12 protein-coding genes are annotated in these 18,800 nt (G+C 54.3%); all 12 read left to right on the forward strand.

The genetic code is table 11. The features are described 5' to 3' along the window. Positions 1-85 precede the first annotated feature (85 nt). The 12 genes from ndk (at position 86) to ratA (ending at position 18,707) form a co-directional block, all read left to right on the forward strand. Positions 86-517: a nucleoside-diphosphate kinase gene (gene ndk, locus ACLD3P_RS13635; RefSeq protein WP_000963846.1), complete on the forward strand. Its 432-nt coding sequence runs from the start codon at positions 86-88 to the stop codon at positions 515-517. Positions 518-723: 206 nt separating this feature from the next. Continuing rightward, positions 724-1,890 (forward strand): bifunctional tRNA (adenosine(37)-C2)-methyltransferase TrmG/ribosomal RNA large subunit methyltransferase RlmN, encoded by a 1,167-nt coding sequence (locus ACLD3P_RS13640; RefSeq protein ID WP_000003213.1) that lies wholly within the window; start codon positions 724-726, stop codon positions 1,888-1,890. 291 nt (positions 1,891-2,181) lie between these two features. Then, a complete protein-coding gene (rodZ, locus tag ACLD3P_RS13645; protein WP_052942688.1) occupies positions 2,182-3,180 on the forward strand; it encodes a cytoskeleton protein RodZ in 999 nt (332 codons plus the stop codon). Between the two features lie 26 nt (positions 3,181-3,206). Then, positions 3,207-4,325, forward strand: a complete 1,119-nt coding sequence (gene ispG, locus ACLD3P_RS13650; protein WP_000551832.1) for a flavodoxin-dependent (E)-4-hydroxy-3-methylbut-2-enyl-diphosphate synthase — start codon at positions 3,207-3,209, stop codon at positions 4,323-4,325. Between the two features lie 110 nt (positions 4,326-4,435). After that, entirely contained in the window at positions 4,436-5,710 is a 1,275-nt protein-coding gene (gene hisS, locus ACLD3P_RS13655; protein WP_001107141.1) for a histidine--tRNA ligase, read from the forward strand. A gap of 13 nt (positions 5,711-5,723) precedes the next feature. Next, positions 5,724-6,344 carry a YfgM family protein gene (locus tag ACLD3P_RS13660; RefSeq protein ID WP_000409190.1) on the forward strand — a complete coding sequence of 207 codons (621 nt, stop codon included), beginning with the start codon at positions 5,724-5,726 and terminating at the stop codon, positions 6,342-6,344. 10 nt (positions 6,345-6,354) lie between these two features. Beyond that, positions 6,355-7,533, forward strand: a complete 1,179-nt coding sequence (bamB, locus tag ACLD3P_RS13665) for an outer membrane protein assembly factor BamB (RefSeq protein WP_001177072.1) — start codon at positions 6,355-6,357, stop codon at positions 7,531-7,533. A 116-nt stretch (positions 7,534-7,649) separates the two neighbouring features. Further along, the gene (gene der, locus ACLD3P_RS13670) at positions 7,650-9,122 is read left to right on the forward strand and encodes a ribosome biogenesis GTPase Der (RefSeq protein WP_000249411.1); all 1,473 of its coding nucleotides are present in this window, start codon (positions 7,650-7,652) and stop codon (positions 9,120-9,122) included. 87 nt (positions 9,123-9,209) lie between these two features. Further along, positions 9,210-9,431, forward strand: coding sequence for a zinc ribbon domain-containing protein (locus ACLD3P_RS13675; RefSeq protein ID WP_024797651.1), 222 nt, complete (start codon positions 9,210-9,212; stop codon positions 9,429-9,431). Positions 9,432-9,777: 346 nt separating this feature from the next. Then, positions 9,778-11,973 (forward strand): intimin-like inverse autotransporter SinH, encoded by a 2,196-nt coding sequence (gene sinH, locus ACLD3P_RS13680; RefSeq protein ID WP_411006391.1) that lies wholly within the window; start codon positions 9,778-9,780, stop codon positions 11,971-11,973. Between the two features lie 57 nt (positions 11,974-12,030). Then, positions 12,031-12,999 carry a SinI family autotransporter-associated protein gene (locus ACLD3P_RS13685; RefSeq protein ID WP_024797649.1) on the forward strand — a complete coding sequence of 323 codons (969 nt, stop codon included), beginning with the start codon at positions 12,031-12,033 and terminating at the stop codon, positions 12,997-12,999. A gap of 119 nt (positions 13,000-13,118) precedes the next feature. Next, complete coding sequence (gene ratA / locus ACLD3P_RS13690) at positions 13,119-18,707, forward strand: DUF823/DUF824 repeat adhesin RatA (RefSeq protein ID WP_411006390.1); 5,589 nt, start codon at positions 13,119-13,121, stop codon at positions 18,705-18,707. Positions 18,708-18,800: the final 93 nt, after the last annotated feature.

Below are 18,800 nucleotides of genomic sequence, written 5' to 3' on the forward strand. Positions count from 1 at the left end.
TGTTACCTGCATCCATAGGCAATTGATGGGATGCTCTTTATAATCCGCGCCTGACATAACAACAGAACATATTTCAGAGGTAAACATGGCTATTGAACGGACTTTTTCCATCATTAAACCCAACGCGGTGGCAAAAAACGTTATTGGCAGCATCTTTGCGCGCTTTGAAGCTGCAGGGTTCAAAATTGTTGGCACTAAAATGCTGCATCTGACCGTTGAGCAGGCGCGCGGCTTCTATGCTGAGCACGACGGTAAGCCGTTCTTTGACGGTCTGGTGGAGTTCATGACCTCTGGCCCTATCGTGGTATCCGTGCTGGAAAGTGAAAATGCGGTACAGCGTCACCGCGATCTGCTTGGCGCCACCAATCCGGCGAACGCGTTGGCGGGTACGCTGCGCGCCGACTACGCTGATAGCTTAACTGAAAACGGCACCCATGGTTCGGATTCGCTGGAATCCGCGCAGCGCGAAATCGCCTTTTTCTTCGGTGAAGGCGAAGTGTGCCCGCGCACCCGTTAATCTCCTTCGTCTTTCACGCTGTAAATGCGTTGGCGATAAATTATCGGTTCAAATATTATTTTCGCTAATGCCGCGTGCAGACGTGGCATCCTTACGCCAGAATTTGTACAATGCAGCGCCCCCGGACGAGCAGTAAGCTTACCGGGGCGTTTCTTTTTTCAACCCTCCAGGGGCCATAACGTGTAATAACGAGGCCGGAATAGCATATGTCTGAACAAATTGTCACACCTGAAAGCAGTACCCCGGTAGTTCCTAACAACGAAACAAAAATCAACCTGCTGGATCTCAACCGTCAGCAGATGCGCGAGTTTTTTAAAAACTTAGGTGAAAAGCCTTTCCGCGCCGATCAGGTGATGAAATGGATGTATCACTATTGCTGCGATAATTTTGATGAGATGACCGACATCAACAAAGTGTTGCGCGGCAAATTAAAAGAGGTCGCGGAAATCCGCGCGCCGGAGGTCGTTGAAGAGCAGCGTTCCTCAGACGGCACCATCAAGTGGGCGATTGCTGTCGGCGATCAGCGCGTTGAAACGGTCTACATCCCGGAGGACGACCGCGCTACGCTGTGTGTCTCTTCACAGGTAGGATGCGCGCTGGAGTGCAAGTTTTGTTCAACTGCGCAGCAGGGCTTTAACCGCAACCTGCGCGTATCGGAAATTATCGGTCAGGTCTGGCGTGCGGCGAAAATCGTCGGCGCGGCCAAAGTCACCGGCCAGCGTCCGATCACCAATGTGGTCATGATGGGGATGGGCGAGCCATTGCTTAACCTGACCAATGTCGTACCGGCGATGGAAATTATGCTCGATGACTTTGGTTTCGGCCTGTCCAAACGTCGTGTCACGCTCTCAACGTCCGGCGTGGTGCCTGCGCTGGATAAACTGGGCGATATGATAGATGTCGCGCTGGCTATCTCCTTACATGCGCCGAATGACACTATTCGCGACGAAATCGTCCCGATCAACAAAAAATACAATATCGAAACGTTCCTGGGCGCGGTTCGCCGCTATCTGGAGAAATCCAACGCCAATCAGGGGCGCGTGACGATTGAATACGTGATGCTTGACCACGTCAACGACGGCACTGAACACGCGCATCAACTGGCGGAGCTATTAAAAGAGACGCCTTGTAAGATTAATCTGATTCCGTGGAACCCGTTCCCTGGCGCGCCGTATGGCCGCAGCTCTAACAGCCGTATCGATCGCTTTTCTAAAGTTTTGATGAGTTATGGTTTCACGACCATCGTACGCAAGACGCGTGGCGATGATATTGATGCGGCGTGCGGACAGTTGGCAGGCGATGTGATTGACCGTACTAAACGTACCCTGCGTAAGCGTATGCAGGGAGAGGTGATTGACATCAAGGCTATTTGATAGCAGTTGCGCCACGGGGCATTCATTATACCGTGGCGCAATGTCAGTTGAATAATGTCTGGCGTTGTACTTGTCTGGTCAATAATAACGGTGCGTTTTTGTCGACTTTAAGGCAGTATGTAATGGTGCAACAAGAGTTTAGCCTTGTGTCTTAGCGGTTTTGTCATCTGCGGCCTGACAGGCTTATACTGTCTGACTAAGGTTAACTAACCTGATGTTTCGCGGTGTGGGCGGGCATTACGGCTCGTCGGCGCCTGAATCCTAATTTACACGTACCTGTAGCTGTAGCGAATGAATACTGAAGCCACGCACGACCAAAATGAAGCACAAACCACCGGCGTTCGTCTGCGCAATGCCCGTGAACAACTCGGACTCAGCCAGCAGGCTGTCGCTGAGCGACTTTGCCTGAAGGTTTCTACGGTACGCGATATTGAAGAAGATAAGGCGCCGTCCGATCTTGCTTCAACCTTCCTGCGCGGATATATCCGCTCATATGCGCGTCTGGTGCATGTTCCAGAAGAGGAACTGCTGCCGGGGCTGGAAAAACAGGCCCCGCTGCGCGCCGCCAAAGTCGCTCCGATGCAGAGTTTCTCATTAGGAAAGCGTCGCAAAAAACGCGACGGCTGGTTAATGTCTTTTACCTGGCTGGTACTGTTTGTGGTCGTAGGGCTCACCGGCGCCTGGTGGTGGCAGAACCATAAGGCGCAGCAGGAAGAGATCACGACAATGGCCGATCAAAGCACGGCTGAACTGAACGCAGATAAAGACAGCGGCCAAAGCGTACCGCTGGACACCCGTGACGCGACAAGCCAGGATACGACGCCAGCGCAAACGGCTCCGGCTCCTGCGACGCCGGTTGATTCGACAGCGGCGACGCAAACGCCAGCGCCAACGGCAACGCAAAATACGGTAGTCGCGCCTTCGCAGGCGAATGTCGATACGGCTGCGACATCTGCCGCGCCAGCGGCAACGGAAACGCCGTCCGCGCTGCCGACCAGTCAGGCTGGCGTAGCGGCGCCTGCTGCCGATCCGAACGCGCTGGTGATGAATTTTACCGCTGACTGCTGGCTAGAAGTCACTGACGCCACGGGTAAGAAGCTGTTTAGCGGTATGCAGCGTAAAGATGGTAATTTAAACCTAACAGGTCAGGCGCCTTATAAACTTAAAATTGGCGCGCCGGCCGCGGTGCAGATCCAGTATCAAGGAAAACCTGTCGATCTGAGCCGCTTTATCAGAACTAATCAGGTTGCGCGTCTGACCCTTAATGCCGAACCGACACCGGCGCAGTAACAGACGGGTAACGCGGGAGATTTTTCATGCATAACCAGGCTCCGATTCAACGTAGAAAATCGACACGTATTTACGTTGGTAATGTGCCGATTGGCGATGGCGCCCCCATCACCGTCCAGTCGATGACTAACACGCGTACCACTGACGTGGAAGCGACGGTTAATCAGATCAAAGCGCTGGAACGCGTTGGCGCAGATATTGTTCGTGTTTCTGTACCGACCATGGACGCCGCCGAAGCGTTCAAGCTTATCAAACAGCAGGTTAACGTCCCGCTGGTTGCCGATATTCACTTCGACTACCGCATTGCGCTGAAGGTGGCGGAATACGGCGTTGACTGCTTGCGTATCAACCCCGGCAATATCGGTAACGAAGAACGCATTCGCATGGTGGTGGACTGCGCGCGCGACAAAAACATCCCTATTCGTATCGGCGTAAATGCCGGATCGCTGGAAAAAGATCTGCAGGAAAAATACGGTGAGCCGACGCCGCAGGCGCTGCTGGAATCAGCCATGCGTCATGTCGATCATCTCGATCGTCTCAACTTTGATCAGTTCAAAGTGAGTGTAAAAGCGTCCGATGTATTCCTTGCTGTTGAGTCTTATCGTTTGTTGGCTAAACAGATCGATCAGCCGCTGCATCTGGGGATCACCGAAGCGGGCGGCGCGCGTAGCGGGGCAGTCAAGTCGGCGATCGGTTTAGGTCTGCTGTTATCGGAAGGTATCGGCGACACGCTGCGCGTATCGTTGGCGGCCGATCCGGTGGAAGAGATCAAAGTCGGTTTCGATATCCTGAAGTCGCTGCGCATTCGCGCGCGCGGCATCAATTTCATCGCCTGCCCGACCTGTTCTCGCCAGGAGTTCGACGTTATCGGCACGGTGAACGCGCTGGAGCAGCGTCTGGAAGATATCATCACCCCGATGGACGTCTCGATCATCGGTTGCGTGGTGAACGGGCCGGGCGAAGCGCTGGTATCAACGCTGGGCGTGACGGGCGGCAATAAGAAAAGCGGCCTGTATGAAGACGGCGTGCGTAAGGACAGACTCGATAACGACGATATGATTGCGCAGCTTGAATCTCGTATTCGCGCGAAAGCAAGTCAACTTGATGAAGCGCGTCGGATTGACGTGCTGCAGGTTGAAAAATAAGAACGTGATGGGAAGCGGCGCGCTTCCCGTGTATGATTGAACCCGCATGGCTCCCGGTTCGTTCGGGGAAGCGCTGAGGGTTCATTTTTATATTCAGAAAGAGAATAAACGTGGCAAAAAACATTCAAGCCATTCGCGGCATGAACGATTATCTGCCTGGCGAAACCGCCATCTGGCAGCGCATTGAAGGCACACTCAAAAACGTGCTCGGCAGCTACGGTTACAGTGAAATCCGCTTGCCGATTGTAGAGCAGACCCCGTTATTCAAACGCGCGATCGGTGAAGTTACTGACGTGGTTGAAAAAGAGATGTACACCTTTGAGGATCGCAACGGCGATAGCCTGACATTGCGCCCTGAAGGTACGGCGGGCTGTGTACGCGCCGGCATCGAACATGGTCTCCTGTACAATCAGGAACAGCGTTTGTGGTATATCGGCCCGATGTTCCGTCATGAGCGTCCGCAAAAAGGCCGCTACCGTCAGTTCCACCAGCTAGGCGCCGAAGTCTTCGGCTTACAAGGCCCGGATATTGACGCGGAGCTGATTATGCTGACCGCCCGCTGGTGGCGCGCGCTGGGCATCGCTGAACACGTTAGCCTGGAGCTGAACTCTATTGGTTCATTAGAGGCGCGTGCGAACTATCGCGATGCGCTGGTCGCGTTCCTCGAACAGCATCAAGAGACGCTGGACGAAGACTGCAAACGCCGCATGTATACCAATCCGCTGCGCGTGCTGGATTCAAAAAATCCGGACGTGCAGGCGCTGCTCAACGACGCGCCCGCTCTCGGCGACTATCTCGATGACGATTCACGCGAGCACTTTGCCGGCCTGTGTAAATTGCTGGACGCGGCGGGGATTGCCTACACCGTCAACCAGCGTCTGGTACGCGGTCTGGATTACTACAACCGCACCGTATTTGAATGGGTAACAAACAGTCTGGGGTCACAAGGCACCGTCTGTGCGGGTGGTCGTTATGACGGTCTGGTGGAACAACTGGGCGGTCGCGCTACCCCGGCAGTGGGCTTTGCGATGGGCCTGGAACGACTTGTTTTGTTAGTTCAGGCAGTTAATCCGGAATTTATTGCCTCTCCTGTTGTCGATATATACCTGGTAGCTGCCGGCGCACAAACGCAGTCTGCGGCAATGACGCTGGCGGAGCGGCTGCGCGATGAAATGCCAGGCGTGAAGCTAATGACAAACCACGGCGGCGGCAACTTTAAGAAACAGTTTGCCCGCGCCGATAAGTGGGGCGCCCGTATTGCACTGGTTCTTGGCGAATCTGAAGTCGCCGATGGGACTGTTGTAGTGAAGGATTTGCGCTCCGGTGAGCAAACGGCAGTGGCGCAGGACAGCGTCGCCGCGCATTTGCGCACTTTATTGGGCTAAGGAGAAGGACAGCGTGGAAATTTACGAGAACGAACACGACCAGGTGGATGCGATTAAACGCTTCTTTGCCGAAAACGGCAAAGCGCTGGCTGTCGGAGTGATTTTAGGGGTTGGCGCGCTGGTTGGCTGGCGTTACTGGAGCAGCCATCAGACGGAGTCCGCGCGTGCTGCTTCTCTGGCGTATCAAAATGCGGTGACGGCGGTAAGCGCCGATAAGCCGGATAGCATTCCCGCCGCAGAAAAATTCGCGGCTGAGAATAAAAATACCTATGGTGCGCTGGCGTCTATGGAACTGGCGCAGCAGTTTGTGGATAAGAATGAACTTAAAAAAGCCGAAGCCCAGTTGCAGCAGGGGTTGGCGGCCACCAGCGATGAAAATCTCAAAGCGGTGATTAATCTGCGTCTCGCTCGCGTTCAGTTACAGCTTAAGCAAGCTGATGCCGCGCTGAAAACTCTGGATGCCGTTAAAGGCGAAGGATGGACGGCCATTGTCGCTGATTTGCGCGGCGAAGCGTTGCTGAGTAAGGGTGATAAAAAAGGCGCGCGCAGCGCATGGGAAGCGGGCGTCAATAGCGATGCTTCTCCGGCGTTGAGCGAAATGATGCAGATGAAAATCAATAATTTGTCCATCTGAGAGGGACCCGATGCAATTGCGTAAATTACTTCTGCCAGGGTTGCTTTCCGTTACCCTGCTCAGCGGCTGTTCACTGTTTAGCGGCGAAGAAGATGTCGTCAAGATGTCTCCATTACCGCAGGTTGAAAACCAGTTTACCCCGACCACTGTCTGGAGCACCTCTGTCGGTAACGGAATTGGCGAATTTTATTCTAACCTTCATCCGGTAATGGCAGATAACGTGGTCTATGCAGCCGATCGCGCGGGCGTGGTAAAAGCGCTCAATGCGGATGATGGCAAAGAGATCTGGTCTGTGAATCTGGGCGAAAAAGACGGCTGGTTCTCTCGTTCGTCCGCGCTGTTGTCCGGCGGAGTCACGGTCGCGGGCGGTCACGTCTATATCGGCAGTGAAAAGGCCGAGGTTTATGCGCTGAATACCAGCGACGGCACTACAGCATGGCAGACGAAGGTCGCAGGCGAAGCGTTGTCTCGCCCGGTTGTCAGTGATGGAATCGTCCTTATCCATACCAGCAACGGTCAGTTGCAGGCGCTAAATCAGGCGGATGGCGCCATTAAATGGACGGTGAACCTGGATATGCCTTCGCTGTCGCTGCGCGGGGAATCTGCGCCGGCAACCGCGTTCGGCGCGGCTATCGTTGGTGGCGACAATGGCCGCGTCAGCGCCGTGTTGATGCAACAAGGCCAGATGATTTGGCAACAGCGTATCTCCCAGGCCACTGGCCCAACGGAAATTGACCGTCTGAGCGACGTTGATACCACGCCGGTTGTGGTAAACGGCGTCGTTTACGCGTTGGCGTATAATGGTAACTTAACGGCGCTGGATCTGCGCAGTGGTCAGATTATGTGGAAACGCGAGCTGGGTTCGGTCAATGACTTTATCGTCGACGGCGACCGTATCTACCTGGTCGATCAGAACGATCGCGTGCTGGCGCTGACCACTGACGGCGGCGTAACGCTGTGGACGCAAAGCGATCTGCTGCACCGTTTGCTGACCTCCCCGGTGCTGTATAATGGTGATTTAGTCGTCGGCGATAGCGAAGGTTATCTGCACTGGATTAATGTTGATGACGGGCGTTTTGTGGCCCAACAAAAAGTAGACAGTTCCGGTTTTCTGACCGAACCGACGGTGGCGGATGGTAAACTGCTCATCCAGGCCAAAGACGGTACGGTCTACGCGATTACGCGTTAATCGTCACGGTTGTGCGTTTTAAAAAACGGCTCCTGGTGTAGGGGCCGTTTTCCTGTTTTTAACAATGGCGCAAAATGCGCGCGTTGTCTGATGATTTTTTTAATGAGGCTTTAAACATGGTACCTGTGGTCGCGCTTGTCGGGCGCCCTAACGTCGGAAAATCCACGCTATTTAACCGTCTGACCCGCACCCGAGATGCGCTGGTTGCGGATTTCCCGGGTCTGACTCGTGACCGTAAGTACGGTCGTGCGGAGGTTGAAGGCCGCGAGTTTATCTGTATCGACACCGGCGGTATTGACGGCACCGAAGATGGCGTCGAAACGCGGATGGCGGAACAGTCGCTGCTGGCGATTGAAGAAGCGGATGTGGTGTTATTCATGGTAGATGCGCGCGCTGGCCTGATGCCGGCGGATGAAGCGATTGCCAAACATCTGCGTTCCCGTGAAAAACCGACCTTCCTGGTGGCGAATAAAACGGATGGTCTCGATCCCGATCAGGCGGTTGTCGATTTTTACTCGCTGGGATTAGGCGAAATTTACCCTATCGCCGCCTCACATGGTCGCGGCGTATTGAGCCTGCTGGAACATGTGCTTCTGCCGTGGATGGATGATGTCGCGCCGCAGGAAGAGGTGGATGAAGACGCGGAATACTGGGCGCAGTTCGAGGCGGAACAAAATGGCGAAGAAGCGCCGGAAGATGATTTTGACCCGCAAAGCCTGCCGATAAAGCTGGCGATTGTTGGTCGCCCGAACGTAGGTAAGTCCACACTCACTAACCGTATTCTCGGCGAAGAGCGCGTGGTGGTATACGACATGCCGGGCACCACTCGCGACAGCATTTATATCCCGATGGAACGCGACGAACGGGAATATGTGCTGATTGACACGGCGGGGGTGCGTAAGCGCGGAAAAATCACCGATGCGGTAGAAAAGTTCTCGGTGATTAAAACGTTGCAGGCGATTGAAGACGCTAACGTCGTACTGTTGGTTATCGATGCGCGCGAGGGGATCTCCGACCAGGATTTGTCTCTGCTGGGCTTTATCCTCAATAGTGGGCGCTCACTCGTTATCGTAGTCAACAAATGGGATGGCCTGAGTCAGGAAGTCAAAGAGCAGGTGAAAGAGACGCTGGATTTCCGTCTGGGCTTTATTGATTTTGCCCGCGTTCATTTTATCTCTGCGCTACACGGCAGCGGCGTCGGCAACCTGTTTGAGTCCGTACGCGAGGCTTACGACAGTTCCACTCGCCGGGTGAGCACTGCGATGCTGACCCGTATCATGACGATGGCGGTTGAAGATCATCAGCCGCCGCTGGTGCGCGGTCGCCGTGTAAAACTGAAATATGCCCACGCTGGCGGCTATAACCCGCCGATTGTGGTTATTCACGGCAACCAGGTAAAAGATCTGCCAGACTCCTATAAGCGCTATCTGATGAACTACTTCCGCAAGTCGTTGGAAGTGATGGGGACGCCGATTCGCATTCAGTTTAAAGAAGGGGAGAACCCGTATGCGAACAAGCGTAACACACTGACGCCAACGCAAATGCGCAAACGTAAGCGTCTGATGAAACATATCAAGAAAAGCAAGTAATGTTTTTTCAGTAATATTCCAGGCCTGACAAGCTCGCGCTATCAGGCCTTTCGAGTAAAAGTGAGTCACGCGCCTGAGGAGAATGTTATGGAAATAACCTGCCCCGTTTGCCATCACGCGCTGGAGCGCAATGGCGATACTGCGCATTGCGAGACATGCGCTAAAGATTTCTCGTTACAGGCAATTTGTCCTGACTGCCGCCAGCCGTTACAGGTTTTGAAAGCTTGCGGCGCAATGGACTATTTTTGCCAGAACGGTCACGGTTTAATTTCAAAAAAACGGGTTAATTTCGTCATTTCCGATCAATAAAACCGCTGTCGACGTTGCGCCGCAGAGCAGAGGCGCCGACGTCTTATCCGGCTAAAGGCAAAATAGTTATTCGATACTCCCGTAATATCAGCATAGTATTCTGCCCGGCGGCTATTTAATTCTTTTTATTTATTCAACTATTTATAGGGAATATTATTCCCTAAAATTAATATTATAAATAAATAGCAGCTTTCTTTTTTATTTATTATATCAATATTATTAGTCTGTTTCATATTAAACATTTCTTTTTAGGAATATATTTAGGCCTGTTGGTTATGATTCCGTGTGAATCATCCATATAATATCGTTTTATAGAGGCGTATTTATTTAACGACAGGGATATCATATGGTGCGAAGGATTCGCATTCTGGTTCTGCTATTAGTGTCTGGAGTATCAGTAGCGGCTTCCGGCGCAGATAACCCTGTATCTGCAAATAATGATGAAAGCCACTCCTCCCTGCCTGATTTAGCCAGCGAATCCGCGAAAAAAGAAGAACAGGAAAATAAAGGAAAGACCTTTAAAGAACGGGGCGCTGACTACTTTATTAATTCCGCCACCCAGGGCTTTGATAATCTCACCCCGCAAGCGTTGGAATCCCAGGCGCGCGGTTATATTCAAGGGCAAGTCACGTCTTCTGCGCAATCCTATCTCGAAGGTATGCTTTCGCCTTATGGTAAAGTTCGTACCAGTTTATCTATTGGCGAAGGCGGCGATCTGGACGGCAGTTCGCTGGATTATTTTATTCCCTGGTATGACAACCAGAGCACGCTTTTCTTTAGCCAGATTTCGGCTCAACGTAAGGAAGACCGCACCATTGGTAACGTTGGGCTTGGCGTGCGCCAGAATGTCGGCAACTGGCTGCTTGGCGGCAACGCATTCTATGACTACGATTTTACGCGCGGTCACCGTCGATTAGGTCTGGGAACCGAAGCCTGGACGGATTACCTGAAATTCTCCGGCAACTATTACCATCCTCTTTCTGACTGGAAAGATTCCAAAGATTTTGACTTTTATGAAGAACGACCCGCGCGCGGCTGGGATATCCGCATGGAAAGCTGGCTGCCGTTTTATCCGCAGCTTGGCGCTAAATTAATTTACGAACAGTACTACGGCGATGAAGTGGCGCTGTTTGGCACCGATAACCTGCAAAAAGATCCTCATGCCGTTACCGTCGGACTAAATTATACGCCGGTACCGCTGGTCACGGTTGGTACGGATTACAAAGCCGGTACTGGCGATAGTAACGATTTTAGCGTTAACGCGACCGTGAACTATCAGATAGGCACGCCGCTAGCGGCTCAGCTCGATCCGGAAAACGTTAAAATTCAGCACTCCTTAATGGGCAGCCGCACCGATTTTGTCGATCGTAACAATTTCATCGTTCTCGAATATCGCGAGAAAGATCCGCTGGACGTTACGTTGTGGCTGAAGGCTGACGCCACCAACGAACACCCGGAATGCGTGATTGAAGATACGCCTGAGGCTGCGGTGGGGCTGGAGAAATGTAAGTGGACGGTCAACGCGCTGATTAACCACCATTACAAAATTATTTCTGCTTCCTGGCAGGCGAAAAACAACGCCGCCCGTACGCTGGTGATGCCGGTAGTAAAAGCTAATGCGTTAACCGAAGGCAACAATAACAGCTGGAATCTGGTGCTTCCTGCCTGGGTTAATGCCGAGACCGAGGAGCAGCGCACCGCCCTGAACACCTGGAAAGTACGCATGACGCTGGAAGATGAAAAGGGCAATAAGCAGAACTCCGGCGTGGTTGAAATCACCGTCCAGCAGGATCGCAAAATTGAACTGATCGTCGACAACATTGCCGATACCGATCGCAGCGATCACAGCCATGAAGCCAGCGCGCTGGCCGATGGCGAAGACGGCGTGGTGATGGATCTCCTGATCACCGATTCTTTTGGCGACGCCACGGATCGCAATGGTAACGAACTGGTGGACGATACCATGATGCCAGAGTTGTACGACAGCAATGATAAAAAAGTCACCCTGGCCCAGACGCCCTGCACCACGGAAACCCCCTGCGTGTTTATTGCCAGCCGTGACAAAGAAGCGGGGACGGTGACGCTTTCCAGTACCCTGCCGGGAACTTTCCGCTGGAAGGCGAAAGCAGACGCCTATGGCGACAGTAACTACGTTGATGTCACTTTTATCGGCGACAACCTGAGCGCGCTGAATGCGGTGATTTATCAGGTCAAAGCCGCCAACCCTGTCAACCTTATCGGCAAAGAAGATAAGCACCCTACGGTCAATAATACCTACCGTTTCCTGCTGTGGCGCGACAAGAATAAAGACAATGTTTTTCAGATGTCCGAGCAGCTCACGGAAGAAGAGATGGCGCTGTACGACTACCAGTGGGAGTTTACCGGGCAAAGTACAAACGGACATACCGGCGCGTTGGCCAACACCATGAATGAAGATCTTGTCCTGCCAGTAACCAATAAAGAGGCGGCGCAGAAGTTTGCCGCCAATGAGGAAGATGGCGTTCAGGGTTACGGCATACGCGTTACGTATAGCCAGAAATAGCGTCAGCGTTATGGCTGACCAGCCAGCCGCTGAATTTGGAGAAAAAGGAGAGTCTGAATGCAAGCAACAGTAAAACGGCGGCTGACGAAGGTCGCTTTAGCATTAGTGGTTGCCGGATATTGCGCCGCGCCAGCGGTGGCGGCAAACGGTAATCTGAAATCGGGGCAGTGGCAGATTGTCTCTGAACAGACGGGCACCATTCAGGGTACGGTGCCGTGGATTACCCGTGCGGCGGATAAAACCGCGGATACCGACAAAGATCACGTGACGGTAACTATCGATCGCGGCTCAAGGACCATTACGACCGAAGGCGATAAGCAGTTTCACGTTGGCGATAAAGTCACGGTGAACTGGGCGATTGGCGATACGGAAGGCGACCTCGACACCGACAACGCCGCCACGAAACTGACGGTGCAGTGGATGAGATACAGCGACCAGAATGGTAGCAATCCCGAAGAGATTGGCACCAAAGGTAGCGATACCTATGAAATTCAGGCGGGTGATGCAGACCACTATATCGGTATCAAAATCACGCCAACCACCACTACCGGCGACCCTGCCGTGGCAACCGAACTGCTGTTGAAAGACCTGTCGACCAATACGGGCGGTGGTTCGGATGACGACGATATTCCGGAAGGTCCGGTGGTGGATGAAAACGTCCATGTGGTTATCTACGAGTCTGGCTCAACCACCAACCTGCTGGGTACCTCTACTCCGCTCAAAACCAACACAACTTATAAAGTTCTGTTGTGGAAAGATAAAGAGGGTGGTACGGCAGGTAAATACGATACCGGTGAAGAGGTTACCAGCCAGTACGACTACCGCTGGAAATTCGTCGGCACCAGTAAAATTGCAGGTACCGGTACTGGCGGTATCGTCAACGAAAGCTGGAACGATAAAGACCTTGTCATCCCTGTCACCAACGCCGAAGCGAAAACGGCGTTCGAGGGAGCAGACGGCGGCGTTACCGTGGGTAGCGACGGTGTCCAGGGCTTTGGTTTGTCCATCGACTACAGACGCAAATAAGTTGTCCTCAACATACCACTCCCTGCGGGGAGTGGTATTTTCCGCGCACTTTGCTTAGCTGCACGCTAAGCAAAGTGGGTTGAATTACGACAAAGAATGAAAACGGGTGGCTATCGCTCATGGGCAGGAATCGGCAAGTGAATAAAGTTGTACATTTCTTACTGACATTACTGATCATGTTTGCAGCGTCGATCGCGCCTGCGCAGGCGCTATTGAAGGGCGGAACCTGGCAAGAGCTGAACTCGACGACCGGCGCGGTTAACGGCACCGCGCCGCTGGCCGACGGTGCCATTATTCCCCTGTATCAGGGAAGTATGCTGCTTGACCCTACCAAAACCTACGATATTGAATTCACCGCCATGCCGCGCGATTTTAGTGCGGATGCGGCTCCAGATTCGATGCGTGCGGTTAACGCCCTCGATACCGAAGGCGATCTTTTTACCGATCCGCCGAGCATCGCCTGGGAAAATCAACAGCCGCCGACCATGAGCCTGGTATGGGCCGATGCCGCCACGCCAGACACGCCCCTCTCGCCACAGCCGATTCTCAACCAGACCTTTTGCGCTCAGAATCTGGCGGGTCGGCAACTGGTTGCCTGGGCGCAGTTGGAAGATGAAACAAACGTTCCCGCGCTGTGGCTTTATACCCGAACCGGCGTGCCAAATAATGCGATCATTCCGCTGCTTAGCCCAAAAGTGACACTGAATATCAAACCGGCGGTGAACGATCCCGTTTCCGCGAGCGGCGATCATTTTGACGCTAATTTTGACGCCTCGAAAGTCAAAGCCGGGGAGAGCATTACCCTTACCATCTCCACCAAAGCCTGTAATGGCGACGTGGCGCCGAATGCCGCCTTCGTGATCCGTCGCGAGGATGCAATAAATCGCCAGGGCGTGGTCAATAACGCTAACCCGGTACACGTTGGTAATACTGAGCTGACGACCGCGCAAACAGAGTATCATGGTGTAACGGACGAGCAGGGCAACGCCACGGTAGTGGTGACGCAGGATCAAGGCCCAGGCGTAAAAACGCGTCTTATCGTCTCTTCGGCAAACTATCCCACGCTAACGGCGAATGTCGACGTTATTTTCACCACCATTACCAGCCCGGACAGCGATAAGGCCAGTATGTACGGCCATATGGTGGAGAGCACCACGGCAACGCTGAACGGTACGACCTACACCTTTACTCGGCCAAAACTGGCGGCGGAAACCAGCGGAAATAGCACCGTTGTGGATACCAACGAAACCTGGGCGCTGTTTACCTGGAGCGGCGCGGATAACCATTGCGACATTCTGCCGGACGCCGAACAGCTGGTGGAGCTAAGGCAAGAGCATAGTACGTTGGAAACCTGGACCGGCTGGCCGGTATCGGGCGATGCGGCATACTGGTCGTCTAACAAAGATCAACTGAGCGGCTATCACGCTGCGGTGCATATGAACAGCGCGTCGGTCGCCAGAGTTGCCGACAGTAATACGTTGCTGGTCAGCTGTGTGGATAAGGCCCAGCCTGCGGCGCACCCGCAGATAACCCTCTCTCCAGAGGGACCCTATAAAGCGCAGGTAGGGGAAGAGATTGATCTGGCGATGACCGTGGTCGACAAAGACACGCAAAAACCGCTGCCTTATCGCTACGTGGAGATATTGATTGATCCGGCGAAGAACCGCAAGGGAGAGCATCAGGATGCGTGGGATAATCAGCGGGTAACGGTGAGTAGTGACGATATGCGCGCTTCTTCACCGGAGCACTATACCGGGATGACCGACGCCAACGGCCAGGCGCACCTGACGTTAAAGCACGACAGCGGCCTGGGCGTTGAGACGCCCATCCGCATCGTGATGCCGGATGATGAAGGCGGCAGCGTCGAACTTCCCTTTAGCGTGATTTTCACCGTGGTCACCAGCCCGGACGTGGATGGCGCCAACATGTGGGGCCATATGCAGGGCGTAATAGACGCGGGTAACCTGTATAAACGCCCGCTGCTGGCGGTGGAAAGCAGCCACAAAGACGGCCAGTTCAGCGAAAATAACGAAGAGTGGGCGACATTTAACTCGGTGGCGTCTGCTACCGCGCAGTGCGGCACCGGCCAGGTGCCGGACCAGTCATCGCTGGCACATTTGTACAGCGAACATGCTGGCGGCCAGATAGAAAGCGAACACGGCTGGCCGACCGAAGATTATTTCATCGCCGCCGACAGCGACGCCTCCGGAACGGTACACGTCAACCTCGAAAACGGCGATAGCGGCAAATTTGCCAATGAACCGAACTACCTGACCTGCTCGGCTAACGAAATGGTGGCGGTGCTGGACGTCTACTTCAACGACGACCCGGTGATCAAAAACGCCGACGCCAAAGTGGGTGAACAGATTAAGCTGAACGTTCATTCGCGCAACGCCCTCAACGACATGGCGGTCGCCTATACCGACTTCACCGTCACCATGGCGAACGGCAGGCGGCGCGACGGGCTGACGACCGGCTTTACCGATACCAGCAACGGCGAGATGCAGTTTGACGGCGTCGGCTACGTTGCCGGACAGGTTTATCAGGGGATCACCGACGCCAACGGCGACGCGACCATTATCCTCACCCAGCCGAAGGGCGTGGGGCTGCTGACGCCGTTAAGCATCACGCCCGTCGATTCATTAATCAGCTCGCCCATTTCTCGCAGCGTGAAGTTTACTGTCGCCACCAGCCCGGATACGGCAAAAGCCAAAATGTGGGGCCATATGGCCGACACCATCACCGTCGGCGATCTGACCTTTGAGCGACCGAAGCTGGCGGATGAAGTGGCGCCGGAACGTACCCAGGTTGAAGCCAACGAAACCTGGGCGCGCGTCCTTCACCCTGACGCGGCGGGTAATCCGGATAAGGGCGGCTGCGCGGCGAACCACCTGCCGCGCATCGACCAGCTTGAGGCGCTGTACAAGGCCAACAGCGACGGCGCGATAAAAAGCACCCAGGGTTGGCCGACATTGCTTAACTATTGGTCGTCCACCTTCCAGAGCGCCAGCACGTGGAAACTGATCTCACTGTTTAGCGGCAGCGAATTTGCCAACGCCAACGTCTCAATTTACGCCAGCTGTCTGGTCAACGCTAACCCGGCGACGGCCTCGATTACCATTGAGCCGGTCGATCCATCATTATGGTACGACGGCAGCGGCGTCCACGCGGTCAAAGCCAAAAAGGGCGATACTGTCCAACTGAAGGTGACGGTGAAGGACGCCAACGGCAACCCGGCGCCGGAAGCGCCGTTTGTGCTCACCCGTGGCGACGGTTATGACCGTCGCGGGGAGCAGTACACCGCCCAGGACGGTAGCGATCAGCAAAATATCGTCACGCCCGTGGTGATCGATGGTGAATCACTGGCCTGGACCACCACTAAAATGGGGATGCTGACCGGCGCTGACGGCACCCGCATCATCAGCGTCACCCGCCCGGACACCCACGGTACCCGTACGGCCATTATTGCCACGCTGTATGAAAACGCCGCTGTGAGCGCCAGCATTGATACGATATTTACCGTCATCACCAGCCCGGATGTTGACGCCGCCCGTATGTGGGGGCATATGTCGCCGTCACTGACGGCGGAGGACGGCACGGTGTATCAGCGCCCGCTGCTTTACGACGAGGCGAATAAGTCAAATGTCGTTTCGTACCTGGAAGATAATGAAACCTGGGCCGGTTTTTTCGGGCCGACAACAACGAAAACCAATCCGGCCAATTGCGCCAGCGGCTATTATCCTGCCTTAGCATCGCTGGATTCACTGTACAGAAAATACCCCGATCGCACGATAAAAACGGCCCAGGGCTGGCCTGTCGTCCGTTCTTACTGGAGTAATTCGAACGCAGGGTCAATAAGCTCCTCCACTTCCCGTAACTATTATGCCGTCGATCTGAGTGACGATACTCGTCGGGCGGCGGGCGTGGACTCGACTTACAGTACGCAATATCTAATTTGCTCCCCGACGTCGCAGGTGCCGGCCATGCAGATTACGTTGACCTCCACGCTGGCGACGGATAGCGATGTACAGGCGGTGAAGGTGAAAAACAGCGAATCGCTCCCGTTGATCGTCACCACCACCGATGCGGCGGGCAACCCGGCGCCTTATGCGTTTTTTTCGCTTACACGTGACGCCGGGTCGGCGCGTAAAGCCGGCTATGACTTTACTGGCAACGCCGATATAGGAGTGGCGCAGAGCAGTGGCGCGACGCAACAACTCACTGATGCAAATACGCTTTATGGTGTGACCGGGGCAGACGGTACGTTAGCCCTCACGCTGACCGAGCCAAATGGGCCGGGGGTGAAAAACGTGCTGACTGCGGCGCTGACCGATACGCCGATGGTGACCTCATCGCTGCCGGTGGTGTTCACCACTATCACCAGCCCGAACAGCGACAAAGCCAACATGTACGGCCACATGCCGGAAACCTTCACCGCCAGCAACGGCGCGAAGTTTATGCGCCCGCTGCTGTATGACGAACTCTCATCGCAGGAGCATACGGCGAGTTATCCTGAAACTAATGAAACCTGGTTTACGGTGAATAATTTTAATACCGGTGATTATGGCGCGTGCTCGATGAATCAGATGGCCACACTGGTGGATCTCCAGGCGCTGTACGGCGATCACCCCAGCGGCAAGGTCACGACCGACCTTGGGCTGCCCATCAAGAAGAAATGGTGGGCGGGCGACAGCCTGATAAAGAATCAAACCCTTTACTGGCAGTTTATTGATCTCAGTACGAATAAAGGCGGCACTAGTCAGGAGACCCCGGGTAATTACTATTACCAGCTCTGTCTGACGGAACCGCGTCATATGAATATGGCGTTCTCGGCGGACGTGTGGAACGCGGATAAATCGGCGGCGGTGGCGAAAAAAGGCGAGGCGATACCGATGACGGTCACGGTAACGAACGCCGCCGGGCAACCACAGGCGGGGGCGACGGTTATGCTGACGCGTGATTACTCTTATTCACGTGGTACGGTGGATAGCGGAGCCATTCAGCCCGGCGTGATTGGCGAGCCGGTTGCGTCCAAAGGTTCGTCATCAGACATGACCCTGACGCCGGTTTCGCCTGCGGGTGCGGCATTGCCGTTTACTAACCAGAAGGGAACCAGCACGAAATGGTATGGCTTTACCGGCGATGACGGTAAGCTGCGGTTCACGTTAAACCAGGATAAATCGCTGGGTTTGAGAACGTCCGTCACGGCGACGCTTGCGGATCAAGCTACCGAGACGACGAGCGTCGATGCGATCTTTACGGCGCCAACCAGCCCGGATACCCCATATGCGTCGTACTGGGGCCATATGCCGGATACCGTGAAGGTTAACGGCGTCACGTTGCGCCGCCCGTATCTGAGAGCCGAGCTCGCTAAAAAGGGGCCGGGCGTGTGGCCGTTTAATAATGAGGTATGGTCGCCGAACTATATCGATTACGCGAGTGGCGGACATGCGGATACATCGCTGGTTGTTCTTTGCGGATCGCAGGAAAACATGGCCTCGCTGGACGATTTGAAGGCGCTACGTGACGTTATTGGCACCTTGCGATGGCCGACGTCAGCACCAGCGTCAAGTTACACCTATGACTATATGTCGCAAACGGAAGGGAGCCAAAGCGGTCGTTTCTGCTCATTTAACGAAACCACCGGGGTGGAAACCTGTACTCGTGTGAAAAGTGATTTTGGTTTTGGGACGTGTCGGGTGCAGTAGGTTGAGTGAGGCAAAAGCCGAAACCCAACATTGCGACGCCGGATGCTGGGTGTGAACGTTGGGTTGTGCTTCGCTGCACCCAACCTGGGTATC

Source organism: Salmonella sp. 741265073_HBA, assembly GCF_046569105.1.
Classification (GTDB): domain Bacteria; phylum Pseudomonadota; class Gammaproteobacteria; order Enterobacterales; family Enterobacteriaceae; genus Salmonella; species Salmonella enterica.